Source organism: Frigoribacterium sp. CFBP 8766 (assembly GCF_014841435.1).
Lineage (GTDB): Bacteria > Actinomycetota > Actinomycetes > Actinomycetales > Microbacteriaceae > Frigoribacterium.
In genome coordinates this window covers 152,311-177,880 of the sequence record NZ_JACYTX010000002.1, presented here as the reverse complement: position 1 = coordinate 177,880, position 25,570 = coordinate 152,311, and the positions used below count along the sequence as shown (strand labels likewise).

At 74.4% G+C, this 25,570-nt stretch carries 24 protein-coding genes; 10 read left to right on the top strand and 14 right to left on the bottom strand.

The genetic code is table 11. The features are described 5' to 3' along the window. The first annotated feature begins 35 nt into the window (after positions 1 to 35). Genes IFT90_RS06680 through manD form a run of 3 tightly spaced genes read left to right on the top strand, consistent with a single transcriptional unit; the run spans position 36 to position 2,956 of the window. Positions 36 to 890, top strand: a complete 855-nt coding sequence (locus IFT90_RS06680; protein WP_192041567.1) for an aldo/keto reductase — start codon at positions 36 to 38, stop codon at positions 888 to 890. A 1-nt stretch (position 891) separates the two neighbouring features. Beyond that, positions 892 to 1,758: an EI24 domain-containing protein gene (locus IFT90_RS06675; RefSeq protein WP_199861738.1), complete on the top strand. Its 867-nt coding sequence runs from the start codon at positions 892 to 894 to the stop codon at positions 1,756 to 1,758. After that, positions 1,718 to 2,956 carry a D-mannonate dehydratase ManD gene (manD, locus tag IFT90_RS06670; RefSeq protein WP_192041566.1) on the top strand — a complete coding sequence of 413 codons (1,239 nt, stop codon included), beginning with the start codon at positions 1,718 to 1,720 and terminating at the stop codon, positions 2,954 to 2,956. The genes IFT90_RS06675 and manD overlap by 41 nt, the downstream gene beginning before the upstream one ends. An 84-nt stretch (positions 2,957 to 3,040) precedes the next feature. Here manD and IFT90_RS06665 read toward each other — a convergent pair whose 3' ends face one another. The 7 genes from IFT90_RS06665 to IFT90_RS06635 form a co-directional block, all read right to left on the bottom strand. Next, positions 3,041 to 3,523, bottom strand: coding sequence for a VOC family protein (locus tag IFT90_RS06665; RefSeq protein ID WP_192041565.1), 483 nt, complete (start codon positions 3,521 to 3,523; stop codon positions 3,041 to 3,043). A gap of 181 nt (positions 3,524 to 3,704) precedes the next feature. After that, positions 3,705 to 5,171 (bottom strand): NCS2 family permease, encoded by a 1,467-nt coding sequence (locus IFT90_RS06660; RefSeq protein ID WP_192041564.1) that lies wholly within the window; start codon positions 5,169 to 5,171, stop codon positions 3,705 to 3,707. Positions 5,172 to 5,230: 59 nt separating this feature from the next. Continuing rightward, a complete protein-coding gene (locus IFT90_RS06655) occupies positions 5,231 to 6,847 on the bottom strand; it encodes a biotin carboxylase N-terminal domain-containing protein (RefSeq protein ID WP_192041563.1) in 1,617 nt (538 codons plus the stop codon). Beyond that, complete coding sequence (gene pxpB, locus IFT90_RS06650; RefSeq protein WP_192041562.1) at positions 6,844 to 8,613, bottom strand: 5-oxoprolinase subunit PxpB; 1,770 nt, start codon at positions 8,611 to 8,613, stop codon at positions 6,844 to 6,846. The genes IFT90_RS06655 and pxpB overlap by 4 nt, the downstream gene beginning before the upstream one ends. Further along, complete coding sequence (locus tag IFT90_RS06645; protein ID WP_192041561.1) at positions 8,610 to 9,458, bottom strand: LamB/YcsF family protein; 849 nt, start codon at positions 9,456 to 9,458, stop codon at positions 8,610 to 8,612. The genes pxpB and IFT90_RS06645 overlap by 4 nt, the downstream gene beginning before the upstream one ends. A gap of 154 nt (positions 9,459 to 9,612) precedes the next feature. Next, the gene (locus tag IFT90_RS06640) at positions 9,613 to 10,020 is read right to left on the bottom strand and encodes a hypothetical protein (RefSeq protein ID WP_166644730.1); all 408 of its coding nucleotides are present in this window, start codon (positions 10,018 to 10,020) and stop codon (positions 9,613 to 9,615) included. A gap of 57 nt (positions 10,021 to 10,077) precedes the next feature. Beyond that, complete coding sequence (locus IFT90_RS06635) at positions 10,078 to 10,935, bottom strand: LysR substrate-binding domain-containing protein (RefSeq protein WP_192041560.1); 858 nt, start codon at positions 10,933 to 10,935, stop codon at positions 10,078 to 10,080. A gap of 188 nt (positions 10,936 to 11,123) precedes the next feature. On the opposite strand from IFT90_RS06635, the gene IFT90_RS06630 reads away from it, so the two are divergent. Next, positions 11,124 to 12,482, top strand: coding sequence for an MFS transporter (locus IFT90_RS06630; protein ID WP_192041559.1), 1,359 nt, complete (start codon positions 11,124 to 11,126; stop codon positions 12,480 to 12,482). Positions 12,483 to 12,550: 68 nt separating this feature from the next. Here the strand turns inward: IFT90_RS06630 and IFT90_RS06625 are convergent, their stop codons facing one another. Next, positions 12,551 to 12,952 carry a hypothetical protein gene (locus tag IFT90_RS06625; protein ID WP_146901276.1) on the bottom strand — a complete coding sequence of 134 codons (402 nt, stop codon included), beginning with the start codon at positions 12,950 to 12,952 and terminating at the stop codon, positions 12,551 to 12,553. A 96-nt stretch (positions 12,953 to 13,048) separates the two neighbouring features. On the opposite strand from IFT90_RS06625, the gene IFT90_RS06620 reads away from it, so the two are divergent. Continuing rightward, positions 13,049 to 14,101, top strand: coding sequence for an LLM class flavin-dependent oxidoreductase (locus IFT90_RS06620; RefSeq protein WP_192041558.1), 1,053 nt, complete (start codon positions 13,049 to 13,051; stop codon positions 14,099 to 14,101). Between the two features lie 74 nt (positions 14,102 to 14,175). Beyond that, positions 14,176 to 15,150 carry an acetylxylan esterase gene (locus tag IFT90_RS06615; protein ID WP_192041557.1) on the top strand — a complete coding sequence of 325 codons (975 nt, stop codon included), beginning with the start codon at positions 14,176 to 14,178 and terminating at the stop codon, positions 15,148 to 15,150. A 40-nt stretch (positions 15,151 to 15,190) separates the two neighbouring features. On the opposite strand, the gene IFT90_RS06610 is transcribed toward IFT90_RS06615, so the two are convergent. The 5 genes from IFT90_RS06610 to IFT90_RS06590 form a co-directional block, all read right to left on the bottom strand. Continuing rightward, complete coding sequence (locus IFT90_RS06610) at positions 15,191 to 15,940, bottom strand: DUF4166 domain-containing protein (protein ID WP_192041556.1); 750 nt, start codon at positions 15,938 to 15,940, stop codon at positions 15,191 to 15,193. After that, the gene (locus tag IFT90_RS06605; RefSeq protein ID WP_192041555.1) at positions 15,937 to 16,581 is read right to left on the bottom strand and encodes an SRPBCC family protein; all 645 of its coding nucleotides are present in this window, start codon (positions 16,579 to 16,581) and stop codon (positions 15,937 to 15,939) included. Before IFT90_RS06605 ends, IFT90_RS06610 begins: the two co-directional genes overlap by 4 nt. Before the next feature lie 122 nt (positions 16,582 to 16,703). After that, positions 16,704 to 17,576 carry a hypothetical protein gene (locus IFT90_RS06600; protein ID WP_192041554.1) on the bottom strand — a complete coding sequence of 291 codons (873 nt, stop codon included), beginning with the start codon at positions 17,574 to 17,576 and terminating at the stop codon, positions 16,704 to 16,706. Between the two features lie 93 nt (positions 17,577 to 17,669). After that, on the bottom strand, positions 17,670 to 18,344 hold the full coding sequence (locus IFT90_RS06595) for a response regulator (RefSeq protein ID WP_192041553.1): 675 nt from the start codon (positions 18,342 to 18,344) through the stop codon (positions 17,670 to 17,672). Beyond that, complete coding sequence (locus IFT90_RS06590; RefSeq protein ID WP_192041552.1) at positions 18,341 to 19,804, bottom strand: sensor histidine kinase; 1,464 nt, start codon at positions 19,802 to 19,804, stop codon at positions 18,341 to 18,343. Before IFT90_RS06590 ends, IFT90_RS06595 begins: the two co-directional genes overlap by 4 nt. Positions 19,805 to 19,870: 66 nt before the next feature. On the opposite strand from IFT90_RS06590, the gene IFT90_RS06585 reads away from it, so the two are divergent. From IFT90_RS06585 to IFT90_RS06575, 3 genes are read left to right on the top strand one after another with little or no spacing between them, the layout of a single operon-like run. Then, positions 19,871 to 20,899, top strand: coding sequence for an NADPH:quinone reductase (locus tag IFT90_RS06585; RefSeq protein ID WP_192041551.1), 1,029 nt, complete (start codon positions 19,871 to 19,873; stop codon positions 20,897 to 20,899). A 33-nt stretch (positions 20,900 to 20,932) separates the two neighbouring features. Continuing rightward, positions 20,933 to 21,979, top strand: coding sequence for an MBL fold metallo-hydrolase (locus IFT90_RS06580; RefSeq protein WP_192041550.1), 1,047 nt, complete (start codon positions 20,933 to 20,935; stop codon positions 21,977 to 21,979). A 52-nt stretch (positions 21,980 to 22,031) separates the two neighbouring features. Then, a complete protein-coding gene (locus IFT90_RS06575) occupies positions 22,032 to 23,129 on the top strand; it encodes an ATP-dependent DNA ligase (protein WP_256413458.1) in 1,098 nt (365 codons plus the stop codon). Positions 23,130 to 23,179: 50 nt separating this feature from the next. On the opposite strand, the gene ligD is transcribed toward IFT90_RS06575, so the two are convergent. Next, positions 23,180 to 24,190, bottom strand: a complete 1,011-nt coding sequence (ligD, locus tag IFT90_RS06570; RefSeq protein WP_192041549.1) for a non-homologous end-joining DNA ligase — start codon at positions 24,188 to 24,190, stop codon at positions 23,180 to 23,182. A gap of 63 nt (positions 24,191 to 24,253) precedes the next feature. Here ligD and IFT90_RS06565 point away from each other — a divergent pair, with 63 nt between their 5' ends. Next, on the top strand, positions 24,254 to 25,474 hold the full coding sequence (locus IFT90_RS06565; protein WP_371812163.1) for a glycosyltransferase: 1,221 nt from the start codon (positions 24,254 to 24,256) through the stop codon (positions 25,472 to 25,474). The last annotated feature ends 96 nt before the right edge of the window (positions 25,475 to 25,570 follow it).

Below are 25,570 nucleotides of genomic sequence, written 5' to 3'. Positions count from 1 at the left end.
GGCCGTGAGCACGGTCTCCCGGGCACACTGGGACGATGGCCGCTCACGAGAACCCCCGCGTCACGTTCCCCGACGGACGCACCGCCCCCGCCCTCGGGCTCGGCACCTGGGAGCTCGGAGACGATCCCCGTCGACGCGACGCCGAGTTGGCGGCCCTCCGCGAAGGGCTCGACCTCGGCATGACCCTGGTCGACACGGCGGAGATGTACGGGCGCGGCGCCTCCGAGCGACTCGTCGCCGAGGCGATCGCGGGTCGGCGCGACGAGGTGTTCCTCGTGAGCAAGGTGCTGCCCTCGAACGCGAGCCGCCGCGGCACGATCGAGGCGTGCCACGCCAGCCTCGCCCGCCTCGGCACCGACCGGCTCGACCTCTACCTGCTGCACTGGCGCGGCGGCCACCCGCTCGAGGGCACGGTGGAGGCGATGGAGGCGCTGGTCGCCGAGGGTTCGATCGGCGGCTGGGGCGTCAGCAACTTCGACGTCGGCGACCTCGACGACCTCGCCAGGGCGACCGACGGGTCGTCGATGCCCCAGACCGACCAGGTGCTCTACAACCTCGCCCGGCGCGGCCCGGAGCACGACCTGCTGCCGCGGCTGCGCGAGACGGGGACGCCGCTGATGGCTTACTCGCCCGTCGACCACGGCGAGCTCCTGGACCACCCGGTCGTCGCCTCCGTCGCTGCCGACCTCGGCGTGACGCCCGCCCAGCTCGCGATCGCCTGGGTGCTGCGGCTCGCGCCCGACGTGCTGCTCGCCGTGAAGGCCGGCAGCGTCGACCACGTGCGCGAGGACGCCGAAGCCCTGGCCGTCGACCTCGACGACCAGGCGTTCGCGCAGCTCGAGCGGGCGTTCCCGGCGCCGACCGGGCCCGTGCCCCTCGAGGTGCGCTGAGGTGTCGGCGCTCCGCGAGTTCGGGTCGGGCGTCGCGGTACTCGGCCGAGGGCTGCGCCTCTGGGGGACGTCGCCTCGGCTGATGCTGCTCGGGGCGGTGCCCGCCCTGATCGTCGGCGCCGTCTTCGTCGCCCTGCTCGTGCTCGTGAACGGGCACGCGGACGACCTGGCCGTCCTGGCGACCCCGTTCGCCGACCGGTGGCCGGAGCAGGGCCGCGTGCTCGTCCGGGTCGGCGTCGGCGTCGCGGTCTCGCTGCTGGCCGTGCTGCTCGCCGTGGTCACCTTCACGGCCGTCACGCTGCTCGTCGGCGATCCCTTCTACGAGCGCATCTGGCGGCACGTCGAGCAGCGCGAGGGCGACGCCCCGGCCGACGTCGACGAGGGGTTCTGGCGCGGCGTCCTGAGGAGCGTCGGCGACTCGCTCCGCCTGCTGTTGGCCACCGCGGCCGTCGGGGTCTGCTTGTTCGTCGGCGGCTTCGTCCCGGTCGTCGGGCAGACCCTCGTGCCCGTGCTCGGGGCGCTCACCGGCGGCTGGTTCCTCGCGGTCGAGCTCACCGGGTTCGCCCTCGACGCGCGCGGGCGGTCGCTGCGGCAGCGACGCGCGGCCCTGGCGGCGAACCGCTGGCGGACCCTCGGCTTCGGCACGGCGACCTGGCTGTCGTTCTTCGTCCCCCTCGGGGCCGTCGTCGTGATGCCCGCCGCGGTCGCCGGCGCGACCCTGCTGGCGCGCGACGCCGCCCGCGAGCAGGACGCGCTGGCGCGTGGAGGCCAGGTGCGACAGGGTGGTGAGGAGGCGCTGCCGCCACCATCCAGTCGAAGGAGACCGAATGAAGATCGACAAGGCCGAGGTCGTCGTCACCAGCCCTGACCGCAACTTCGTCACGCTGAAGCTGACCACCGACGAGGGGGTCACCGGGCTCGGCGACGCCACCCTGAACGGCCGCGAGCTCGCGGTCGTCGCCTACCTCAGCGAGCACGTCGTGCCGCTCCTGCTCGGCCGCGACCCCGGCCGCATCGAGGACACCTGGCAGTTCCTCTACCGCAGCGCCTACTGGCGCCGCGGCCCCGTCACGATGGCCGCCATCGCCGCCGTCGACGTCGCCCTCTGGGACATCAAGGCGAAGGTCGCCGGCATGCCGCTCTACCAGCTGCTCGGCGGCGCCTCCCGCACCGGCCTGCTCACCTACGGCCACGCCTCCGGCAAGGACCTGGACGAGCTCTTCGACAGCGTGCGCGACCACCAGGAGCAGGGCTACAAGGCCATCCGCGTGCAGACCGGCGTGCCCGGGCTGAAGTCGATCTACGGCATCGCCTCGAACGCCACCTTCGACGCCAACACGGGCGTGCGCTACGACCACGAGCCCGCCCAGCGCGGCGCCCTGCCGAACGAGGAGGACTGGGACACCCGCTCGTACCTGCGGCACGTGCCGACCGTCTTCGAGGCCGTGCGGAACGAGTTCGGGCCCGAGATCCCGCTGCTGCACGACGGTCACCACCGCATGACGCCGATCCAGGCGGCCTCGCTCGGCAAGAGCCTGGAGCCCTACGACCTGTTCTGGCTCGAGGACGTCACCCCGGCCGAGAACCCGGAGGCGCTGCGGCTCGTCCGCCAGCACACGACGACGCCCCTGGCGATCGGCGAGATCTTCAACACGGTCTGGGACTACCAGCAGATCGTCCGCGAGCAGCTGATCGACTACGTCCGGAGCGCCGTCACCCACACCGGCGGGATCACGCACCTGCGCAAGGTGCTCGACTACGCGGCGCAGTACCAGATCAAGTCGGGCATGCACGGGCCGACCGACATCTCGCCCGTCGGCATGGCCGCCGCGATGCACCTCGGCCTCGCGATCCACAACTTCGGCATCCAGGAGTACATGAAGCACGGCGAGAAGACCGACTCCGTCTTCCGGCAGAGCTTCACCTTCGTCGACGGGATGCTGCACCCCGGCGAGCAGCCGGGCATCGGGGTCGAGCTCGATGTCGACGAGGCCGGCAAGTACCCCTACGAGCAGGCCTACCTGCCCTACAACCGCCTCGCCGACGGGACGGTGCACGACTGGTGAGCTGAGGAGGCGCTCGAGAGGCCTCGGATCGACCTCGCGCCACGGCTGCGGATCGATCCGGGGCCTCTCGTCGCGGCAGGCAGGTCAGTCGCCGCGGTAGGCGCCCTCGAGGTCGGCGACGACCAGGCGGCCCATGCCCCTCATCGCCTCCATGGCGCGGGAGGCGCCGGTCGGGTCGGGCCCGCCGACCGTCCGCTGCATCGCGCTCGGCACGACCTGCCACCAGAAGCCCCAGCGGTCGCGGACCCAGCCGCACCGCCCCTCCTGGCCGCCGTCGGAGGCGAGGGCGTCCCAGATCCGGTCCAGCTCCTCCTGGTCGTCGACCGGCACCGAGAGCGAGACGGCCTCGTTGGGGACGAACCCGGGGCCGCCGTTCAGGCCCTGGAAGCCCTGGCCGTCGAGGTCGAACTCGACGACGAGCGCCTGGCCGGCCAGGGCCGGGTCGGGGAAGTCGTCGGGGTACCGGGACACGTGGCTGATGTGAGAGACCGGGAACAGCGAGACGTAGAACGTCGCGGCCGCCTCGGCCTCGCCGTCGAACCACAGGACTGGGGTGATGCGGGGCACGGGGCGCCTCCTCGGCTCGGTCGCGCCGACGACGGTGTCGGTGCGTGCGGCAGACGCTACCGCGCACCGCGTCCGGCCGCGAGGGTCGACAGCTGCGCCTCGGTCGTCCCGCACCTCGAAGTGGACGATGCACCCCGATACGTCGGGGTGCATCGTCCACTTCGAGGTGTCGCGCGGAGGATCAGCCGATCAGGGTCTCGATCGGGCCGCGGACGAAGTAGACCAGGAACCCGACCGCGACGATCCACAGCAGCGGGCTGATCTCCCGTGCCTTGCCCGAGAAGGCGCGGACGATCACCCACGTGACGAAGCCGACCCCGATGCCGTTGGCGATCGAGTAGGTCAGCGGCATGACGATGATCGTGAGGAACACGGGCAGGGCGACGCTGAAGTCGGTCCAGTCGATGTCCTTGATCTGCGAGACCATCAGCGCGCCGACGATGACGAGCGCCGCGGCGGCGACCTCGAGCGGCACGACCTGGGTCAGCGGCGTGAAGAACATGGCGAGGATGAAGAGCAGCCCGGTGACGACCGAGGCGAAGCCGGTGCGGGCGCCCTCGCCGATGCCGGAGGCCGACTCGACGAAGACGGTGTTCGACGACGAGCTCGTCGCGCCGCCGGCGACCGCGCCGATGCCCTCGACGACGAGCGCCGACTTCAGACGGGGGAACGTGCCGTCGGGCGCGGCGACGTCGGCGGCCTTCGCGAGGCCGGTCATCGTGCCCATGGCGTCGAAGAAGTTCGTGAAGACGAGGGTGAAGACGAGCATGACGGCCGACAGCCAGCCGATGCGCGCGAAGGCGCCGAGGCTGACGTCGCCGATCAGCGACAGGTCGGGCAGGGCGACGATCTGCGTCGGCAGGACCGGCGCGTTGAGGTTCCAGTCGTCGAGGTTCTGGCCGTTCGAGGTGGGCACCTGGAAGATCGCTTGCAGGACGATCGCGATGACCGTCGAGGCGACGATCCCGATGAAGATCGCGCCGCGGACGCGACGGGCCATGAGCACGCCGATGACGACGAGGCCGATGACGAAGGTGATGGTCGGCAGGGTGCTGATCGACCCGCCGTCGCCGAGCTGCACCGGCGGCGACGCATTGCCGCTCGCGCGGACGAAGCCCGAGTCGACGAGGCCGATGAACGCGATGAAGAGGCCGATGCCGACCGTGATCGCGGTCTTGAGGGCCGCAGGCACCGCGCTGAAGATCATGCTGCGGAGGCCCGTGACGGCCAGGATCGTGATGACGAGGCCGTTGATGACGACGAGGCCCATCGCCTCGGGCCAGGTCACGTCCTGCACGACCGTGACCGCGAGGAACGAGTTGATGCCGAGGCCCGCCGCGAAGGCGAACGGGAGGCGGGCGACCGTCCCGAAGAGGATGGTCATGACGCCCGCGGTGAGGGCCGTGACCGCGCCGACCTGGCTGTTCTGCAGCCAGCCGCCGAGGACGTCCTTCGCGGCCTGGTCCTCGCTGAAGCCGCCGAGGATCAGCGGGTTGAGGATCACGATGTAGGCCATCGTCACGAAGGTGACGACGCCGCCGCGGATCTCGCGGGCCCAGCTCGAGCCGCGGCCGGTGATCTCGAAGTAGCGGTCGAGGGCACCGGCCACGCCGGGGCGGCGCGAGTCGGTGGACACGGGGGTGGTCATGGTGGCTCCCGAGGAGTAGGGCGGCGAGGAGGGCGCGCGACTCTGGGCGCACTCTCAGCTTACGACGCCGAGGAGCCCCGTCCGGCCTGTCCGGGCACATCGACCTCGATCGTCGCGGCGGCGATGCCGGCGACGAGCGCGTCGGCCCCGAGCGCGCCGTCGGACGAGCCGACGACGTCGGTGAGCGGGAGCACGAGAGGCACGCGACGCCCGTCGACGACGACCCACGTGCGGAGGGACCCCGGGCCGGCCGCCGCCTCCGGCGTCGCGGTCGCCAGCTCGTCGAGCCACTCGCACTCGGTCTCGATCCAGCGAGTGTGCACGGACGGTTCGTCGCCGCCCGCTCCCCCGCCGTCGGCCCCCGTCTCAGCATCCGCGACGACGCCCGTGAAGGCCGGGTCGTCGACGAGGAGGCGGTGGAAGCGCACGGTCGTCGCCGGCCCCTCGACGACGAGGCCGTCCAGGGCGCGCCGCGCGCGGCTCAGGGCCGCCGCGCGGTCCCGGCCCGTCACGACGACGCTGAGGAGGAGCGGGTCGCGGCCCGCGGGGACGGCCGAGCCCGCGACGACGCCCGAGTCGACCCGGACGCCCGGTCCGCCCGGCAGCTCGAGGCGGCTCACCGGAGCAGGCGCCGGCAGGAACCCGCGACCGGCGTCCTCCGCCGTGACGCGGAACGAGATCGTGTGGCCGCGGCTCTCGGGAACGTCGGCGAGGTCGAGCCCCAGCCCGCCCGCCACCAGCAGCTGCTGCCGCACCAGGTCGACGCCCGTGGCCTGCTCGGTGGCGACGTGCTCGAGCGGCAGGGCGGTGCCCACCTCGAGGAACGAGACCTGGCCTGCCCGCGACACGAGGAACTCGACGGTGCCGGCGCCGCGGTACGAGACGGCCGAGCCGAGCGCGACGGAGGTGGAGGTGACGACCTCGAGCTGCTCGTCGGTCAGGTGCGGTGCCGGTGCCTCGCCGACGAGCTTCTGGTGCCGGCGCTGCACCGAGCACTCGCGGGTGCCGACCACCACGACCCGTCCCTCGCCGTCGCCCAGCAGCTGGGCCTCGACGTGGCGCGGCCGGTCGAGGTACTGCTCGACGAAGACCTCTCCGCGGCCGAAGACGGCAGCCGACTCGCGCACGGCGGAGTCGAGCAGGTCGGCGACCTCGTCGAGCCGGCGGGCGACGCGCAGCCCCAGGCCGCCGCCTCCGTGGGCCGCCTTGAGCGCGATCGGCAGCCCGTGCCGCTGGGCGAACGCGACCGCCTCGTCCGCCGACGCGATGGGATCGGAGGTGCCGACGACGAGGGGCGCGCCGACCGAGTCGGCGAGGGCACGGGCCGACACCTTGTCGCCGAGCAGCTCCATCGTCTCGGGGTCGGGCCCGACCCAGGTGAGGCCCGCGGCGAGCACGCGCCGCGCGAACTCGGCGTTCTCGCTCAGGGGCCCGCAGCCGGGGTGCACGGCGTCCGCGCCGCTTCGCTCGGCGACGTCGAGGAGCGCCTGCATGTCGCGGTAGGCGTCGGTGCCGGGCAGCTCGTCGAGCACCCAGGCCTCGTCGGCGGCGTGCACGTGCAGCGCGTCGACGTCGTCGGGCGCGAACACCGCGACGGAGGGCAGGTCGAGGTCGGCGGCGGCCCTCGCGACGCGCACCGCCACGAGCCCGCGCTCGGCGATCAGGAGCTTCCTCACTGCTCGACCCCCCGCTCGTCCGCGGCGCGCTCGTCGACCCGCGCGTCGCGGCGACCGCCGCGTCGACCCGCGCCGAGGTCGGGCCCGGGCACGACGCGGAACCGCACGCTCGCCCCGACGGGCACCTGCGCGGCACGGTCGAGCTGGTCGCCGACGACGCACGCGACGACCGGGTAGCCGCCCGTGACGGGGTGGTCGGCCATGAAGAGGACGGGCTGGCCGTCGGGCGGCACCTGCAGGGCACCCGAGACGGTCGCCTCGCTCGGCAGCTCGTGCTCGACCGCACGCTCGAGCGGGTGCTCGCCCGCCAGGCGGAGCCCGATCCGGTTCGACTGCGCCGTGACCGTGAACCGCTGGCCCGTGAGGCGCTCGAGCGCCTCGGCGGTGAACCAGTCGTCGCGGGGGCCGAGCACGACGTCGAGCAGGGTGACCTCGTCCGGGGCGGAGACCGAGCGCTGGGCGTCGTGGGCCGCCGCGGCGACGCTCTCGGACCAGGCACGCCCGACGCCGAGCTCGTCGCCGGCGGCCAGCCTCCCGGGTCCGATGCGGGCGAGCACGTCGCCGGAGGCGCTGTCGAGCACGCTCTCGGCCTCCCAGCCGCCGCGGACGGCGAGGTACGAGTAGACGCCCCGAGGAGGCGCCCCCACGACGAGCACCTCGCCGTCGTCGAGCGCGAACGCGGCCCCCGGGACGGCGTGGCGGACGCCGCCCGCGCCGTGCACCGTCAGCGGGACGGGCGCGCCCGCCACGGCGAGCACGAGGTCGCCGCGCGCCGTGGCCTCCAGCCCGCCGTAGGCCAGCTCGAGCGCGGCCGAGCCCGTCGCCGCGCCGACCAGGCGGTTGGCCTCGCGGAGCGCACGGTGGTCCATCGCGCCCGAGCGCGAGACGCCGAGGCCCGAGCGGCCGGGCCGCCCCAGGTCCTCGAGGATGCTGAAGGGGCCAGGCGCCGTGACGACGAGCGCACGGTCGGGGCGCGGGCGGTCGACGGGCGCAGGCACGGCGGGCGCAGGCGCGTCGGACATCGGCTCGGCCGGCGGGAGCGCGGAGCCGGACTCCACGGGCGAGGGGCTCCCGGACTCCGGGCTCGCCGCCTCCTCGACTGCGGGGGGACGCTGCGTGACGTCGACGAAGCGGACGCGCATCCCCGGCTGCAGCAGCGCCGGGACGCGCTCGGCGAGGTCCCAGAGGGCGACGTCGGTGCGCCCGAGCAGCTGCCAGCCGCCGGGGCTCTCGCGGGGGTAGACCCCGGTGAACTCCCCCGCCATGGCGACCGCCCCCGCGGGCACCGAGGTGCGGGGCGTCGCGCGGCGAGGGACGGCGAGGGACGGGTCGCCGCCCGTGAGGTAGGCGAAGCCCGGCGCGAAGCCCGTGAAGGCGACGGTGTACGTGGCACCGGCGTGCCGGTCGACGACCTCGTCGACGCTGAGGCCGCTCAGCCGGGCGACCTCGGCCAGGTCCTCGCCGTCGTAGACGACGGGGATCTCGACGAGCCGCCCCTCGGTCGCGGCGTCCCGCGACGTCGGCAGCGACCGCAGGACGCTCATCAGCGAGGCGATGGGCAGCAGCGTGGGGAGGAACCGCACCGCGACGCTCCGTGCGGCCGGCACGACGTCGAGGATGCCCGCCACGGGCTGCGCGAGCAGGGCGCCGAAGAGGGCCAGCGACTCGTCGAGCCCGTCGGTCTCGATCAGCACGCCGTCCGTGCCGAGCGGCAGCACCCGGAGGTGCGCGAGCGCGGCCCCGAGATCGACCTCGTGGCCGGTCACCGGGCGGTCGTCCCGGGGTCGAGCGGCGTCGACGAGGACGAGGGCGTCGCGGGGGTGCCGGCCGCCTGCGGGACGGTGACGAACGGGCGGAGGCCGACCCCTGCCTCCTCGAGGGCGCTGCGCACCCCGACCGCGATCGCCACGGCGTCCGGGCTGTCGCCGTGCACGCAGACCGTGTCGGCCCGCAGCTCGACGACGGCACCGTCGACGGAGCGCACCGTGCCGGTCTCGACCAGCTGGAGGACGCGGTCGCGGACCTCGTCGGCGTCGTGAAGCACGGCCCCGGGTCGGCTGCGGGGCACGAGCGCGCCGGTCGCGTCGTAGGCGCGGTCGGCGAAGGCCTCGGCGACGACGTGGAGGCCCTCCTGCTCGGCACGGCGGAGGAACGCGGAGCCGGCGAGCCCGACGACGGGCAGGGCCGGGTCGACCCGCAGGATCGCCTCGATCACTGCGCCCGCGTGGACGGCGCCCCGGCCGTCGGCGTCCGCGACGACCGAGTAGAGGGCGCCGTGCGGCTTGACGTAGCGGACGGCCCCGCCGACCGCGCGGGACAGCCCGGTCAGTGCGCCGATCTGCCAGACGACGTCCGCGACGAGCTCGTCGTGCGAGGCCTCGACGTAGCGGCGGCCGAAGCCGACGAGGTCGCGGTACGAGACGTGCGCCCCGACGACGACCCCGCGACGGTGGGCCGCGTCGACGACGCGCAGCAGGCCGGCCGGGTCGCCCGCGTGGAACCCGCAGGCGACGTTCGCGCTCGTCACGACGTCGAGCAGGGCGTCGTCGTCGCCGAGCGTCCAGCGTCCGAAGCCCTCGCCGAGGTCGGCGTTGAGGTCGATCGTGGTCATGCGGCGCCTCCCCTCGGCGGTCGTCGTGCGGCTGTCGTGCGGTGGTCGGCTCGTGGGCCGGTCGTCCACGGTACCGGGCCGGGGCGGGGAGGACGCCGGGCAGGAGGCGCGGCGACGCCCACGGGGACGCGCGGCGGCCGCGCCGTCGGGTCGGCTAGGAGGCGCGGCGCACGGCGAGCGCGCTCGCCACGAGCGGCACCTGGAGCGGCAGACGGACGACGGTGACGACCCGCCGGGCCGTCCCGGCGCGGCTGCTCCGGAGCGCCCGCAGGGCCATCGACACGTTCGCCGGGAACACGGCGACGAAGAGCGCGGCCGCGAGGGCGCCGCCCGCCCGTCGCGTCGTCGTCGAGAGCAGGGCGCCGGCGACGACGACCTCGGCGACGCCGGAGCTCGTGGTCCACAGGCGGGCCGGGCCGGGCATGCTGCGCGGCACGACCGCGTCGTAGGCGCTCGGGCGCACCAGGTGGAGCACGCCGGAGACGCCGCAGGCGGCCGCGAGGAGGAGCGCCGTGCGGCGGACGGAGGCGGTGCGGGCGTGGCGGGTGCGTCGGGTGCTCATGTGGTCCATCCTGCTCGCCCGCGCCTCCTCGACGGGTCCGACCCGGCCGAGGGGAGGTCAGACGGCGCGGCGGACGCCCCGGCTCATGATCGCGGAGGTGAGCGCCTCGACCGGCTCGCGCGGCGCGGCGGGATTGGCGACGAGCACGTAGTCGACGTCGCCGAGGGCCGGCAGCGAGAAGCGGTCGCTGACCTTGACGAGGTCGGTGGGGATGAGCGAGAACGGGAACACGGCGACTCCCATGCCCGCCCGCACCGCCGCGAGCACGCCGTTCACGTCGCGCGTGTTGCAGGTGATGCGCCAGGTGCGCCCGCTCGCCTCGAGGGCGCCGATCGCGAGCTGACGGCTGAGGCTCGGCGCCTGGTAGGCGATCAGCGGCACCGGCCGGCCGGGCTCGACCTGCAGCTTCTCCTGCCCGATCCAGACCATCGTGTCGCCGGCGACCCGGCGGCCCTCGTCGGACTCCCCCGCCGTCTGCTTCACGAAGATGAGGTCGAGGTGCCCGGAGGCGAGACGGCGTCGCAGGGGACCGCTCTGGTTCACCGTCAGCTCGAGGTCGACGTCGGGGTGCAGCTGCCGGAAGTGCCGGAGGATGCGCGGCAGCTGCGTGATGGCGAGGTCGTCCGCGGCACCGAAGCGCAGGCGGCCGCGCATCGCCGAGCCGCTGAACCAGCTCTCGGCCGCGGAGTGCGCCGCGAGGATCGTGCGGGCGAAGCCGGCCATCGCGTCGCCGTCGTCGGTGAGGCGCACGTCACGGGTGTCCCGCACCACGAGGGTGCGGCCCGCCGCCTTCTCGAGCCGGCCGACGTGCTGGCTCACCGTCGGCTGGCTGATGCCGAGACGGAGACCCGCGGCCGTGAAGCTGCGCGTCTCCGCCACGGCGAGGAACGTCGTCAGCAGGGCAGGGTCGAACACGGTGAGACCTCCTCCTGTCGAGTCATTCGATCATCGCATGACAGTGATTCACACCATAGGGGGTCCGAATGACGCCGGCGGCCTTACCGTCGAGGGACGAGGAGGCGCGGCTCACCACCGCGAGGCCCCTCGCCTCCTCCCCCGGCGGCCGCGACCGCCCCGGGCCGCCCACCAGCGCAGGAACGCCGATGTCCTCACCGTCCACCGCCAGCACTCCCGTCGTCGACCCCGCCGCCTCCTTCCCCGCCACCGCACCGCTGCCCGTCGCGACGCAGCGCCCGCCGTGGCGGCACACCTTCATCGCGCTCAGCGTGCCGAACTTCCGGCTCTGGACGGTCGGCAACTTCGTGGCCATGACCGCCGGCTGGATGCAGCGCATCGCCCAGGACTGGCTCGTGCTCGAGCTGACCGGCAGCGCGACGGCCGTCGGCGTCACGGTGGCGATGCAGTTCGCGCCGATGCTCTTCTTCGGCCTGCTCGGCGGCGTGCTCGTCGACCGGTTCTCGAAGCGGGCGCTGATGGTCGTCACCCAGAGCGTCTTCGCGGTGCTGAGCATCGGGCTCGCCGTGCTGACCCTGACCGGCGTCGTCGAGGCCTGGCACGTGTTCGCCATCGCCTTCGCGACGGGCCTGGTGACCGTGGTCGACAACCCGGCCCGCCAGGTGATCGTGAGCGAGCTCGTCGGCCAGCGCCACCTCCGCAACGCCATCAGCGTCAACTCGAGCGTGTTCCAGCTCGGCGGCATGATCGGCCCCGCCGTCAGCGGCGTGCTGCTGCTCGCGGTCGGCGCCGGGTGGGCCTTCGCCGTGAACGGCGTCGCCTGCCTGCTCGTGGTCGGCATGCTCGGCCTGCTCCGCACCTCCCAGATGACCCGCACCGCACCGGCTCCCCGGTCGCGCGGCCAGCTGCGCGAGGGCCTCGCGTACGCCCGGGCGAAGCCGACCATCCTCGTGCCGGTCGTGCTCGTCGCGTCCTACGCCGTGTTCGGCCTGACGATGCCCGTGCTGCTCGCGTCGTACGCCGACGAGGTCTTCGACGTGGGCGCCGGCGGCTACGGGCTCTTCAACTCGATGATCGCCGTGGGCGCACTCACGGGCGCGCTGCTGTCGACCCGGCGGGCCACGATCCGGTTGCGCACCCTCGTCGTGGGCCTGCTCGTGACCGGCCTGCTGCAGGCGGGCGCCGGAGTCGTCGGCGGCGCCGCCGGCGTCGTGCCGTTCGCCCTGGTGCTCGTCTCGGTCGGGCTGGCGTCGCTGCTGTTCCTCACGTCGGCGAACCAGCTAGTGCAGCTGTCGAGCAACATCGGCATCCGGGGCCGGGTGATGTCGCTCTACGTGCTCGTGCTGCTCGGCGGGCAGGCCGTCGGCGGCCCGCTGATGGGCGGGATCGTCGAGCTGCTCGGCACGCCCACGGCCATGGTGGTCTCCGGCGGCGTGCCCGCGGTCGTCGCCGGCGTGACCGCGCTCGTGCTCGCCCGGCGGGGCCAGCTCACGCTGCAGATGCGCGTGCGGCGGCACCTGCCCGTGGTCGAGATCGCGGCGCGCTAGGCGCCCGACGTCGGACGCAGCGCCGCGTGCCCGGTTCCTGGCGCCTGGCGCCTGGTGCGGCACGGACGTCAGACGGCCGCGCTGCGACCGGGCGACCCGAACCGGATCGACACGTCCACGCGCCACGCCTTGGGCTCGCCCGCCACGTGGGTCGTGCCCACGAAGCGCAGCCGCTCCCCCGCCGCCAGGCTGAGCTGGCCGTGCACGTCGAGCGACTCCCCGAGCCAGAACGAGATCTCGTGCTCGTCGAGAAGGTCGTCGTCCACCGTGACGCCGAAGCTGGCGCCGTCGAACTTGAGGGGCACGTCGCGGAACTCGAGCCGCGGGGCGTCGTCCGACCAGTCGGCCACCTCGGGCACCCGGGCCGCGACGATGGTCGCGTCGACCACCCCGTCCGAGCCCATGGTCACCGAGGAGGCGCGCAGGTCGACCCCGAGGTCGTCGCCGTCGATCCGGAAGCGGTTCTCCACCTGTCCCACGCTAGCGGCGCGTCCTCGTCCCGTCACCTGTGAACTCGGTCGATCGCTGGCGGAATGCGGGAGGCGGTGCATGCGTTGGCATCGAACATGACGAAGCGCATCGGGTTCCTCTCGTTCGGCCACTACCAGGACGTGCCCGGCTCCCGGACGCCCACCGCCCGGGAGGCGCTGGTCCAGTCGATCGAGCTGGCGGTCGCCGCCGAGGAGATCGGCATCGACAGCGCCTCCGTCCGCGTGCACCACTTCGCGAAGCAGCTGGCCAGCCCGTTCCCGCTGCTGGCCGCCATGGCCGCGCGCACGAGCCGCATCGAGCTCGGCACCGGCATCATCGACATGCGCTACGAGAACCCGCTCTCGATGGCCGAGCAGGCCGCCGCCGCCGACCTCATCAGCGCCGGGCGGCTGCAGCTCGGCGTGAGCCGGGGATCACCCGAGACGTCGCTGCGCGGCTACGAGGCGTTCGGCCACGTGCCGGAGGACGGCGAGACCGACGCCGACATGGCCCGGCGCCACACCGACCTGTTCCGCCGGGCGATCGACGGCGACGCCGTCGCCCAGAGCGACCCGCGCATGACCGGCTGGTCGAGCCCGCTCGCCATCGAGCCGCGGTCGCCCGGTCTCGGCGAGCGCATCTGGTGGGGCTCCGGCACCCGGGCGACCGCGCAGTGGACCGGCGAGCAGGGCATGAACCTGATGAGCAGCACCCTGCTCACCGAGGACACCGGCGTGCCGTTCGACGAGCTGCAGGCCGAGCAGATCGCGGTGTTCCGGGCGGCGTGGGCCGCGGCCGGCCACACCCGTGAGCCGCGCGTCGCCGTCAGCCGCAGCGTCATCCCGATCACGACGGACGAGGACGTGCGGTACTTCGGCGTCCGCGCCCAGGCCGACTCGCAGGACCAGGTCGGCATGCTCGACGGCGTCCAGTCGCGCTTCGGCAAGAGCTACGTGGGCGAGCCCGACGTCATCGCCCGCCAGCTGGCCGACGACGCGGCCGTGCAGGCGGCCGACACCGTGCACCTCACGGTGCCGAACCAACTCGGCGTGGACTACAACGCGCGGCTGCTACGGACCGTGGCCGAGCACGTCGCGCCCGCGATCGGGTGGGCGCCGGCGTTCGGTCGGGCGACCACCGCCTCGTAGCAGCGACCGCCGCTCCCGAGGCGAGCCGCGCCTCCTCGTCCCGTCGCCGCCCCGCGGCCTGTAGACATGTCTGCATGAACACGGACCTCGACGAGGCGGCCCTCCGCGCGTACCGCAGCACCCAGACCGAGCCCGACGACTTCGACGACTTCTGGCGCCGGACCCTCGCCGAGGCACGCGAGCACGACCTCGACGTCCAGGCGGAGCCGGTCGACACCGGGCTCACGACGGTCGACGTGATCGACGTGTCGTTCCGCGGGGCCGACGGCCAGCGCGTGCGCGCCTGGCTGCGGGTGCCGGCCGGCGCCGCCGCCTCGGGCGAGCTGCTGCCCACCGTCGTCGAGTTCGTCGGCTACGGGGGCGGCCGAGGGCACGCCCAGCAGAACCTGTTCTGGGCCTCCGCCGGCTTCGCGCACCTGCAGATGGACACCCGCGGCCAGGGCTCGCTCTGGAGCACCGGCGACACCGCCGACTCCGGGGGCTCGGGCCCGGCCGCCGACGGCGTCATGACCCGCGGGATCGACAGCCCCGAGAGCTACTACTACCGCCGCGTGTACACGGACGGGGTCCGGGCCGTCGAGGCCGCCCGGTCGCTCGACGTCGTCGACGCCGACCGCGTCGCCGTGCTCGGCACCAGCCAGGGAGGCGGCATCACGCTGGCCGTCGCCGGTCTCGTCGAGGGGCTGGTCGCCGCGGTGCCGCGGGTGCCGTTCCTCTGCGACTTCCGCCGCGCCTCCGTCATCACCGACAGCGACCCGTACAAGCAGATCGGGCGCTACCTCGCGGTGCACCGCCACCGCGCCGATCAGGTGCACGAGGTGCTGTCGTACTTCGACGGGGTCAACTTCGCCAAGCGGGCCACGGCGCCCGCGCTGTTCTCGACGGCGCTGATGGACGCGACCTGCCCGCCGTCGACGGTGTTCGGCGCGTTCCACGCGTACGGCGGCGAGGCGGACATCACCGTCTGGCCGTACAACGGTCACGAGGGCGGCGGGGTCGAGGACGACCTCGAGGCGCTGGCGATGCTGCGCGAGGCGTTCGGGCTGTAGCTGCACCGCGCCGGGTCCGGAGGTGCGGATCGCACCGGGCCTACAGGCGCTCCTCGTGGCGCAGGGGCCTCACGTGGTCCGGAGCCTCGGACGCGGGCGGGTACTCGGCGGTGAACCAGCCCTCGTAGCCGAACAGGAACCCGAACAGCCGGTTGTGCACCTCGAGCGAGATGCGGAACACCCCGGCGTCGTCGTCCCACCGCTCGCGGAGCGAGGCCGTGCCCGAGGCGAGCATCGGGAACCGGAACGCCGCCCGCCCCTCGTAGAAGCGCTGCGCGTGCGAGGTGAGGTGCAGCGAGCCGTCGTCCTCGACGTGCAGGTCGAGGTCGACCGCGAGGTGCTGGTGCGTGCCGAGGTAGTCGACGACGGTGCCGCGCCCCGGGTCGAGCACCATGGTCGCGTCGAAGCGGCTCACCGCGCGACGCCTCGGCGCGCGGTACTCGCGCACGAAGGTCACCGTCTCGCGTCCGAACGGGTCGACGTACGGCCAGTTCTCGATGCGGAACGGCACGTCGCGGCCGACGTCGGCGATGAGGATGTTCCGCAGGCGGCCGATCTGCAGGAAGGGCACCGTCCACCAGGGGCCGCGCCGCACCTCCGTCATGACGCCCGTGCCCACGCAGCCGCGGCCGTCCGCGACCGAGACCCCGAAGCGCTCCTGGAGGCGCGGGTGCAGCCGGTCGAAGTCGTCGCCGAGCGCAGCACGGAAGACCGAGCCGGTCGTCGGCCCGCCGGTGCGCGAGAGCGGCGTCCGACGGGGGCGCGGGGAGCGGGCGAGCGGGGCGGTCACGGCGCCTCCAGGGTCGAGAGGGTCGTCGGGGCGTCGGCCAGGGCTCCCCGGCGCGGGGCGGTCGTGCCGCAGCGGGAGGCCCGCGGACGGTCCGCGCGCCAGAACGCCAGCACCGACGCGAGCGGCCACGCCTCGGGCGGCGTGCCCGTCTCGGCCCAGATCCGCAGCCGGTCGAACGACCACGCCGTCATCCACAGCACGACGGGCCGCAGGAGGCGGTCGGCGGCTCGCCCGAGACCGGGCTCGTAGTCGTAGCCCGTGACGAACCGCACGCCGCCGTCGACCGGGACGTAGCGCCAGTAGCCGCGGCCCCCACGGAGCGGCGACAGGCGGTCGGCGGTGTCGAACCGCAGGGCGGAGGTGCGGGTGCCGTCCGGTCGTTCCCGCTCGCCGAGCGAGGTGCCGGTCCCGGTGATCACGTGGCCGGGCATCGACCGCTCGTAGCGGAAGCGCCAGCCGCCGCCGGGCAGGTCGGCCACGGGCACGATGCGGCTGAAGCGGAGGTCCCAGCGGACGTGCTCCTCCGGGGCCTGCGTGAGCTCCCAGACGCGCTCGAGGGGGGCGTGGATCGTCGTCTCGACCCAGAGGGGCGCACCTGCACCGCCGCGGGGCGGCCGCGCGGGCCGGTCTCGTCTGCTCACGGCCCGAGTCTGGCGCGGACGGCGGCGGCGGGCCAGCCCCCGAGGAGGGCTGGCCCGCCGTGACGCGGACGAGGGCCGAGCAGCACGCGGCTGCTCGGCCCCCGAGGTGCGACGGACCCGGCTCAGCCGATGGGCGTCGGGTCGGTCGGCAGCGGCGGCACCGGCAGCGAGCCGCGGATCTGGTTCTGCGCCTGGCACTGGCTCGTGCAGTTCGTGGCGCCGGCGCTCAGCTCGATCGCGTCCTCGCCGAGCACTCCCCCGAGGCGACCGCCCGACTGGACGAGCCACTTCGTGACGGTGCCGGTCTGCAGGGTCTTCGTCGCGACCTGGGGGCTGTCCTTGCCGAGCAGCATCTGGTGCGCATCAGCACCCGAGGTCACGGGGTCGACGCCGTCTCCGAAGTTGACCTTGCCCGTGTACTGGTTGACGAAGTAGAACAGGCCGGCGCCGAGGGTGTGCGTGAACTCGACGGGGGCGCCGAACTCCGACTCCACCTGGAAGATGCCGCCCTGCGCGCCGTCCTTCGCCTGGATCTTGAACTTGCCGCCCGCAGTGCTGAACAGCACGACGAGGGTGTCGTCCTTGACCTCGAGGCTCTTGATCGTCGCGCCCGCGAGCTGTGCCGGCGTGAGGGTCGGCACCTTGGAGGCGAACACGACGGTCGGCGTCGTCACCATCCGCTGCGTGTCCGGCGCGCCGGTCAGCGTGTAGTCGTAGACGCCCAGGGTGGCGACGTCGATGTCGAAGCCGTTGTTCACCCCGCGGACGGCGATGCGGCCGGTCGGGACGATCCCGCTCACCTTGACGCTCTTGCCGGGGGCCGGGTCGTAGGTCGTGCTGCCGATCGTCACGCGGTAGTCGCCGCCCGCGCTGGTCTTGCCGGAGGCGCTGGCCGGGCCGGCCGAGAGGGCCAGCGACCCGGCGACGACGGCCGCGACGAGCACCGCCGCGCGGAGCTGACGGGCCGTGCGGCCGAGGGGGGAGGTGGTGGTCATGGCGGGGCTCCTCGTGGAGGGTCGGACGGCCCGTCCCCCGGGCCTGCGACCACTCTCGCCGCGGTCGTCCCCGCGCACCATCGGACCTTGGTACTAGTACCCGTGGTCGCGCGCCCACAGGGCCGCGCTCGTCCGGTCGGCGACGCCGATGCGGCGGAAGACGCTGCCGACGTGCGCCTTGACCGTGCGCTCGCTGATGCCGAGCTCGGTTCCGATCTGCTTGTTCGCGAGGCCGCGGCCGAGCAGGCGGAGCACCTCGGCCTCCCGGCCGGAGACGAACGGGGCCGGGTCGGGCGCCGCGGCGGACGCCGGACCTTCCGGCACCGACCTGACCGGAGCTGATCTGTCCGGCGCCGGCCGGTCCGGCAGGAGCGCCCGTGCGGCCCGCGGGTCGAGGGGCGCCCCGCCCTCCGCCGCGGCCCGGACCCCGGCCACGACGGCCGCGGGCTCGGCGTCCTTGAGCAGGTAGCCGACCGCCCCCGCGGCCAGCGCCTCCCGGACCGAGGAGGCGTCGGGCACGGACGTGAGGACGACGACGTTCACCCGCGGGTCGACCGCCACGATGCGCCGCGTGGCCTCGACGCCGCCGATGCCGGGCATCGACAGGTCCATGAGGACGACGTCCGGCCGGTGCAGGGCGGCCGCGGCGACTCCTCGCTCGCCGTCCGCCGCCTCCTCGACCACCTCGACGCCGTCGGCCTGGTCGACGAGCGAGCGGAGTCCCTGGCGAACCAGCGGGTGGTCGTCGACCACCAGGACGCGGATCACGACGGGTCCCCGCGGCCGCCCGTGGACGCGGCCACACCCGGCGCCACCGCCGTCGTCGGCAGGGTGAGGCGCCACCGCGTCCCGTGGCCGGACGCGGTCTGCAGGTCGAGGCCCGCGCCTCCTGCGCCCGCGACGTCGGCGAGCACCCGCAGACCGAAGTGGTCGGGCTCGGGACTCGTGAGCAGCTCGGGGTCGAAGCCCGCGCCGTCGTCGGCCACGGTGACGACGACGCCGCCCCCGACGGCACGGTCCGCGGTCACCGACACGACGGAGGCGCGGGCGTGGGCCACGACGTTGGCCAGGCACTCCTGCACCACCCGGAAGACCAGCCGCTGGCCCTCGTCGTCCAGCGCCGAGGCCGCGTCGGCCTCGAGCACGACGGCGACCCCTCGCGACCGCACGCCCGCCGCGAGGTCGTCGAGAGCCGGGCCGATGCCCGCCCGCGCGAGGTTCGGCGGGTAGATGTCGACGAGCAGCGAGCGCAGGCCCCCGACGCTGCCGCGCAGCGCGCCGGCCACCCGGTCGAGCCCGTCGGCCGTGGTGACGTCGCCGCGCGCCCGGGCCGAGCCGGACTCGGCCGACACCGCGAGCGAGGCGCCCACGAGGTCCTGCACCACGCCGTCGTGCAGCGCCCCCGCGATGCGGCGTCGCTCGGCGGCGCTCGCGTCGAGCGCGCGCTCGAGCAGCGCCTCGCGCTGGACCCTGGCCCGGTCGAGCGCCCGCAGCAGCTGCCGCAGCACGGGCAGCAGGAGCAGCACGACGAGCACGATGCTGCCGATCGTGATGCCCGCGAACCCGGCGAAGAGCTGCCCGCTGCGCTGCAGCACCTCGTCGTAGCGGAAGTACACCTCGAACAGCAGCGTCTGCCCGCCCGGCGTCGCGACGGCCCGGTAGGCCTCGAGCAGCTTGCCTCGGTCGCGCTCGTACTCGTTCTCGGGGGCGGTCAGGTCGCTGACCTCGGCCTCGACGCCGGTGCCGGTGCTGTTGCCGTTGCCTGCGGCGGCGAGCGCCTCGAGGTCGTCCTCGTCGAGGGTGAACCGGCGGTCGATCAGCGCGGGCTCGTCGGACCAGACGACGCGGCCCGTGTCGTCCCAGATCTTGACGCGGACGATGCTCGAGCTGAGCACGTGGTCGCGGACCTCGTCGTCCATGGCGCGACGCGCCTCCTCGTCCCCGTCGACCAGAGCGTCGGTGAGGGCGGGCTCGACGATCGCGTCGGCGATGCGGTCCGCCCGGTCGGCGGCGTCGCGGACCGACTCGGCCTCGGCGAGGCCGCGGGCGGCGAAGAGGGCCGCGACCGCGACCGCGACGATGACGAGCACCGAGACGACGGCGACCCAGGCGACGACCCCGGAGGGGCGGGGGTCGGCGCCGGAGGCGAGCGTGCGGTCGACGGGCCGGGCGACGGTCGTCCAGTGCGGGACGGCACCGCTGCCGCCCTCCCCCCGAGGTGTGCTCATCTGCACATCCTCGCCGATCTGCGTCGGCGCGGAACACGCATCGCGGCCGCGTCGTTGACTGGGGGCATGAAGTCGATCACCTACACCGAGACCGGTCCGTCGTCCGTCCTGCACCTCGTCGAGCGCGAGGTGCCCGAGCCGGGGGCAGGCGAGGTGCGCGTGCGCGTCGTCGCATCGGGCGTGAACCCGACCGACTGGAAGTCGCGCACGGGCGAGACGAGCGGCGGCGACGTGCCGTTCCCCGTGATCGTGCCGAACCAGGACGGCGCGGGCGTCGTCGACGCGGTCGGCGAGGGCGTCGACGACCTCGCGGTCGGCGACCGGGTCTGGTCGTTCATCTCGGCGAACGGCCACGCGACGGGCACCGCACAGGAGTACACGGTGCTGCCGCGGTCGCGCGTCGTCGCCCTGCCCGAGGGAGCCTCGTTCGACCTGGGCGCGAGCCTCGGCGTGCCGGCCATGACCGCGCACCGTGCGCTGACCGTCCACGAGGACGGGCCTTCGCGCCTCTCGCCCGGCGCGCTCGACGGCGTGACCGTGCTCGTCTCGGGCGGCGCGGGAGCTGTCGGCCACGCCGCGATCCAGCTCGCCGCCTGGGCGGGTGCCACCGTCATCACGACGATCTCGAGCGACGAGAAGGCCGCGCTCGCCCGGGCGGCCGGCGCCCACCACGTCGTGAACTACAAGGAGCAGGACGCCGCCGCCGAGATCCGCCGCATCGCGCCCGACGGCGTGCAGATCGTCGTCGAGGTGTCGATCCGGCAGAACGCGGAGCTGGTCGCGGCGGTCGTCTCGACCCGCGCCTCCGTCGCCATCTACGCCAACGACGGCGGCGACACGGTCGAGCTGCCGCTCCGCGCGAACATGGGCACCAACACGCGCTACCAGTTCGTGCTGCTCTACACGGTGGGCGAGGAGGCGCTGCAGGCGGCCGCCGAGGACGTCACCGCAGCCGTCCGCGACGGTGCCCTGCCGGTCGGCGAGGAGGCGGGGCTGCCGCTGCACCGGTACTCGCTCGAGCAGACGGCCGCGGCCCACGACGCCGTCGAGGGCGGGGTCACGGGCAAGGTGCTGATCGACGTCGCCCAGGGCTGAGGTCGGTCAGAGGGGTCGGGCTAGGCTCGGCGGATGCCTGCTCCTGCTCCGCTCAGCCCCGTGCAGGCCGAGGCCCTGCGCGCGGGCACGGCCCCTCCGCTCGAGGAGGTGCGGCACGGCGTCTGGTCGCTGACCTCGCCGGCCGCCTCCTCCGTCGCTGACTTCTCGTACGGCTACCTCGTCGAGGGCTTCGACGGCCGGCTGACGCTGATCGACCCCGGCTGGCCCTCCCCCGACGCCGTCGACCGGCTCGAGACCGCCCTGCACGAGCTCGACCACGAGCTGGACGACGTCGACCTGATCGTGGCCACCCACCTGCACGTCGACCACCTCGGGGCAGCCCACGCCGTCCGACGCGCCACGGGCGCCCGCCTCGCGATGCACCCGGCCGAGCAGCGGGCGCTCGCCGGCCGGGCCGACGACGCGGTCGCGGCCGACGCGGACCTCGTGCGCTGGCAGGTGCCGGCCGAGGCGCAGGAGGCGCTGGTCGCCTCGTGGGGCTCGGGCCGCCTCCTCGTCGACGTCGTCCCCGACCTGCTGCTCGACGACGGCGACGAGCTGCCGGTCGCGGGGCGTCATCTTCGCGCGGTGCACACGCCCGGCCACACGTCGGGTCACCTCTGCCTGATCGAGCCCGAGCAGCGGCTGATCTTCACGGGCGACCACGTGCTGCCGACCATCAACCCGGGGATCGGCCTCGGCGGCCGCACCGCCGCCAACCCTCTCGACGACGTGCTGGCCTCGCTGGCTCGCGTCGTCGAGCTCGACCGACCGGGCGCCGACGCGCTCGAGGTCTGCCCCGGCCACGAGTACCGGTTCGTCGGGCTCACGGAGCGGGCGGAGGCGCTCGTCGCCCACCGCGAGGAGCGCACCCGCGACGCGGTGAGCGCCCTCGACGGGCTGCTCGGCGGTGCCGACACCAGTGCGGGTGCGGCGCCGTCGGTGTGGCAGGTGGCCGAGGCCATGACGGGCTGGCGCGGCGGGCTCCGGTCGATGAGCGGCCTGCCCTTGGCGTCCGCGCTGGCGCAGACCGAGTGGCACCTGCGTGCGGCGGGCCGCGCCGCCGACCTCGAGAGCTGACCGCCGTCTCCTCGAGCGCACTCAGCCTCGCGGCAGCGAGCAGACTCAGGCGATGACGCCGCCACGCACCACGAGCCCGTCCGCCGCTGCAGGCATCCCCACCGCCGCCGACCCCGTCGCGCCGATGCTGGCGAAGGCGGTCGCGACCGTGCCCGACGCCGACAGCGTCGAGGGCGGCCTGTCGTACGAGCCGAAGTGGGACGGCTTCCGCGGCCTCGTCTACTGGGACGGCGAGCAGCTCGAGATCGGCAGCCGCGGCTCGAAGCCGCTGACGCGGTACTTCCCCGAGCTCGTCGAGGCCCTCGGCGAGCGGCTGCCCCGCCCGTGCGTGCTCGACGGCGAGATCGTCCTGCGCCGCGGCGACCACGGCGGCGAGCGCCTCGACTGGGAGGCCCTCTCGCAGCGGATCCACCCGGCAGCCTCGCGCATCGCGAGGCTGTCCGTCGAGACCCCCGCCTCCTTCGTCGCGTTCGACCTCCTCGCGGACGGCGACGAGAGCCTGCTCGACCGGCCCTTCGGAGAGCGCCGTGCCGCGCTCGAGCGCCTGCTCGACGGGGCGGCTGCTCCCCTGCACCTCAGCCGGACGACGACCGACGCCGACGTCGCCCGTCGGTGGCTCGTCGAGTTCGAGGGCGCGGGGCTCGACGGCGTGGTGGCCAAGCCGCTCGCCGCCTCCTACCTGCCCGGCAAGAGGACGATGCTCAAGGTCAAGCACCACCGCACGGCCGACTGCGTGCTGCTCGGCTACCGGGTGCACAAGAGCGGCCGGGGCGTGGGGTCGCTGCTGCTGGGGCTGTACGACTCGGAGGGCGAGCTGCGGAACGTGGGAGGCGCCTCCGCGTTCTCGGACGCCCGTCGCCTCGAGCTCGTCGACGAGCTCGCCGACCTGGTGCGGCGCGACGACGACGGAGGAGTCGCGCACGCCGAGACGGACCGCAGCCGGTTCTCGTCGGGGAAGGACGTCTCGTACGTGCCGCTGAGACCCGAGCGCGTCGTGGAGGTGCGCTACGACCAGATGGAGGGCGCGCGGTTCCGGCACACGGTCCAGGTCGAGCGCTGGCGCGACGACCGCGAGGCCGCGTCGTGCGGCTTCGACCAGCTCGAGGTGCCGGCGGCGTACGACCTCGCTGAGGTGCTCGTCCGGCCCTGACCGCGACCCGTCTGCCGGCCGTGCCGCGCCTGGTGGCGGGCCCCCGCCTCCTACGGCTGCTTCTTGGCCCTGCTGGGCTGGACGCGGGGCGGTTCCCCCGGCATCTTCGGGAAGTCGGGCGGGAACGGCAGCTCGCCGAGTCCTGCGTCGACGTCGCGCTCCCACCACGAGAGCAGCTCGTCCACGGTGCCGGGCTCGTCGTGCATCCGCTCCCACGGGTCGCCGGTCGCGGCGAGGCGGTCCGGCACGGTGAGGACGGTGAACGCCGACGGGTCGACGCCGTCGAGCTCGCTCCAGTCGAGGGGCGTGGACACGGAGGCGGTGGCGAGAGCCCGGGGAGACCAGGCGCCCGCCATGGTGCGGTCGCGGTTCGCCTGGTTGTAGTCGACGAAGACCCGCTGCCCGCGCTCCTCCTTCCACCAGTTCGTGGTGACCGCCTCGGGGAGGCGTCGTTCGAGCTCGCGCGCGGCCGCGATGACGGCGTGCCGCACGTCGAGGAACTCGCGGGTCGGCTCGATCGGGGCGAAGACGTGCAGGCCGCGGTTGCCGCTCGTCTTGACGAACGCGGTGAGGCCCGCGTCGGCGAGCACCCGGCGGAGCTCGTGCGCGACGGGCACCGCGTGGGCGACGTCAGTGCCCGGCTGGGGGTCGAGGTCGATGCGCAGCTGGTCGGGCAGGTCGCTGGCGTCGGCCCGGGACGCCCAGGGGTGGAACACCACCGTGTTCATCTGCGCGGCCCAGACCGCGGCGGCGGGCTCGTCGATCACGAGCTGCGGGTGCGACCGGCCGCTGGGGTAGGTCACCTCGACGCTGCGGACGAACTCGGGGGCGCCCTTCGGCGGGTTCTTGGAGAAGTAGTCGTCGCCGTCGACCCCGGCGGGGAACCGCTGCAGCGACACGGGTCGGCCGCCGTTCGCCCGGACGAACGCGTCGCCCACGGTCGCGAGGTACCGGGCGAGGTCCAGCTTCGTGATCCCCAGGTCGGGCCAGAGCACCCGCCCCGGGCTCGAGACCCGGACCTCGCGGTCGCCCACCTGCAGCATCGTCGCCTCGCTCGCCATGCCTCACCGTATGCCCGGCGGCGCCGGGCGGGCCGTGCGGGCCACGGCGAGTACGCTCGGGCAGTGACCTCACCCCTCCGCATCGCGCTCGTCTCGCTCCACACCTCGCCGGGGGCCGAGCCGGGATCGGGCGACGTCGGGGGCATGAACGTCGTCGTGCGCAACCAGGCGGAGGCGCTCGGCGCGGCGGGCCACGAGGTCGAAATCCTCACTCGGCGGTCCTCCCCCGACGAGCCCGAGACCGTCGAGCTGTCGCCCGGCGTCGTGCTCCGGTTCCTCGCCGCGGGGCCCGTCGAGGCCGTGCCGAAGGGCCGCCACGAGGAGTTCGTCGACGAGTTCCGCGAGCGTCTCGCCGAGCTCGGCCCCTGGGACGTGATCCACTCCCACCACTGGTTCAGCGGCGTCGCCGCCCTCCCGATCGCGCGACAGCGCGGGATCCCGCACGTGCAGAGCTTCCACTCCATCGCCGCCGCCGACAGCACTCCCCTCTCGCACGGCGAACGCGCCGAGTCGCCCGGCCGGCTCGCCGGCGAGGCGATGCTCGCCCGGGAGTCCGACGCCGTCGTGGCCATCAGCCACGCCGAGGCCGAGACCGTCACGACCCGGCTGGGCGGCGACCCCGACCGGGTCGCGGTCGTGCTGCCGGGCGTCGACGCCGCATTGTTCCGTCCGCTCGACGCGGGCGAGACGTCCCCGCACCCCACCGTCGTCGTGGCCGGCCGGCTGGAGCCGCTCAAGGGCCCTGACCTCGCCATCGAGGCCGTGGCCGCGGTGCCCGCCGAGCTGCGACCCGAGCTCGTGATCGCCGGAGGCGCCTCCACGGAGTTCGCCGGCTACGAGCGCGACCTGGCCGCCCTCGCCGACCGGGCGGGGCTCGACGTCCGGTTCCTCGGTCCGCAGACCCGCCCGGGCCTCGCGAGCCTGCTCCGCGAGGCCCGGATCGTGCTCGTGCCGTCGCACTCCGAGACGTACGGGCTGATCGCCCTCGAGGCCGCGGCCAGCGGGGTCCCGGTGGTCGCCGCCTCCTCGGGGGGCCTCCGCGAGTCCGTCGTCGACGGCGTGACCGGCGTGGTGCTCGACTCACGCGACCCCGCCGTCTGGGGCGAGACGGTCACCCGGCTGCTCGGGGACGGCGAGCTGTGGGGACGGCTGGCACGCGCCTCCCGCGAGCGCGCTCTCGAGCACCCGTGGTCGCTGTCGGCCGCCGAGCTGTCCGACGTGTACTGCCGGCTCGTCGGCAGCGACCCCTGCCGGGCGCTCGCCGCGGCGGGCGGGCGTCGCTGACCCTCGGGAACGAGACGAGCCCGCGGCCGCGCCGATCTCGTCCCCAGCGCCCGCGTCTAGGCTCGGCCGGGGCGACGACGCCCGCTCGACCTGACA

Excerpts from the sequence above, each read along its gene's own strand:
- IFT90_RS06680 (WP_192041567.1), top strand. The coding sequence starts at position 36 with ATGGCCGCTCACGAGAACCCCCGCGTCACGTTCCCCGACGGACGCACC.
- manD (WP_192041566.1), top strand. The coding sequence starts at position 1,718 with ATGAAGATCGACAAGGCCGAGGTCGTCGTCACCAGCCCTGACCGCAAC.
- IFT90_RS06660 (WP_192041564.1), bottom strand. The coding sequence starts at position 5,171 with ATGACCACCCCCGTGTCCACCGACTCGCGCCGCCCCGGCGTGGCCGGT.
- IFT90_RS06645 (WP_192041561.1), bottom strand. The coding sequence starts at position 9,458 with ATGACCACGATCGACCTCAACGCCGACCTCGGCGAGGGCTTCGGACGC.
- IFT90_RS06640 (WP_166644730.1), bottom strand. The coding sequence starts at position 10,020 with ATGAGCACCCGACGCACCCGCCACGCCCGCACCGCCTCCGTCCGCCGC.
- IFT90_RS06630 (WP_192041559.1), top strand. The coding sequence starts at position 11,124 with ATGTCCTCACCGTCCACCGCCAGCACTCCCGTCGTCGACCCCGCCGCC.
- IFT90_RS06620 (WP_192041558.1), top strand. The coding sequence starts at position 13,049 with ATGACGAAGCGCATCGGGTTCCTCTCGTTCGGCCACTACCAGGACGTG.
- IFT90_RS06615 (WP_192041557.1), top strand. The coding sequence starts at position 14,176 with ATGAACACGGACCTCGACGAGGCGGCCCTCCGCGCGTACCGCAGCACC.
- IFT90_RS06600 (WP_192041554.1), bottom strand. The coding sequence starts at position 17,576 with ATGACCACCACCTCCCCCCTCGGCCGCACGGCCCGTCAGCTCCGCGCG.
- IFT90_RS06590 (WP_192041552.1), bottom strand. The coding sequence starts at position 19,804 with ATGAGCACACCTCGGGGGGAGGGCGGCAGCGGTGCCGTCCCGCACTGG.
- IFT90_RS06585 (WP_192041551.1), top strand. The coding sequence starts at position 19,871 with ATGAAGTCGATCACCTACACCGAGACCGGTCCGTCGTCCGTCCTGCAC.
- IFT90_RS06580 (WP_192041550.1), top strand. The coding sequence starts at position 20,933 with ATGCCTGCTCCTGCTCCGCTCAGCCCCGTGCAGGCCGAGGCCCTGCGC.
- IFT90_RS06575 (WP_256413458.1), top strand. The coding sequence starts at position 22,032 with ATGACGCCGCCACGCACCACGAGCCCGTCCGCCGCTGCAGGCATCCCC.
- ligD (WP_192041549.1), bottom strand. The coding sequence starts at position 24,190 with ATGGCGAGCGAGGCGACGATGCTGCAGGTGGGCGACCGCGAGGTCCGG.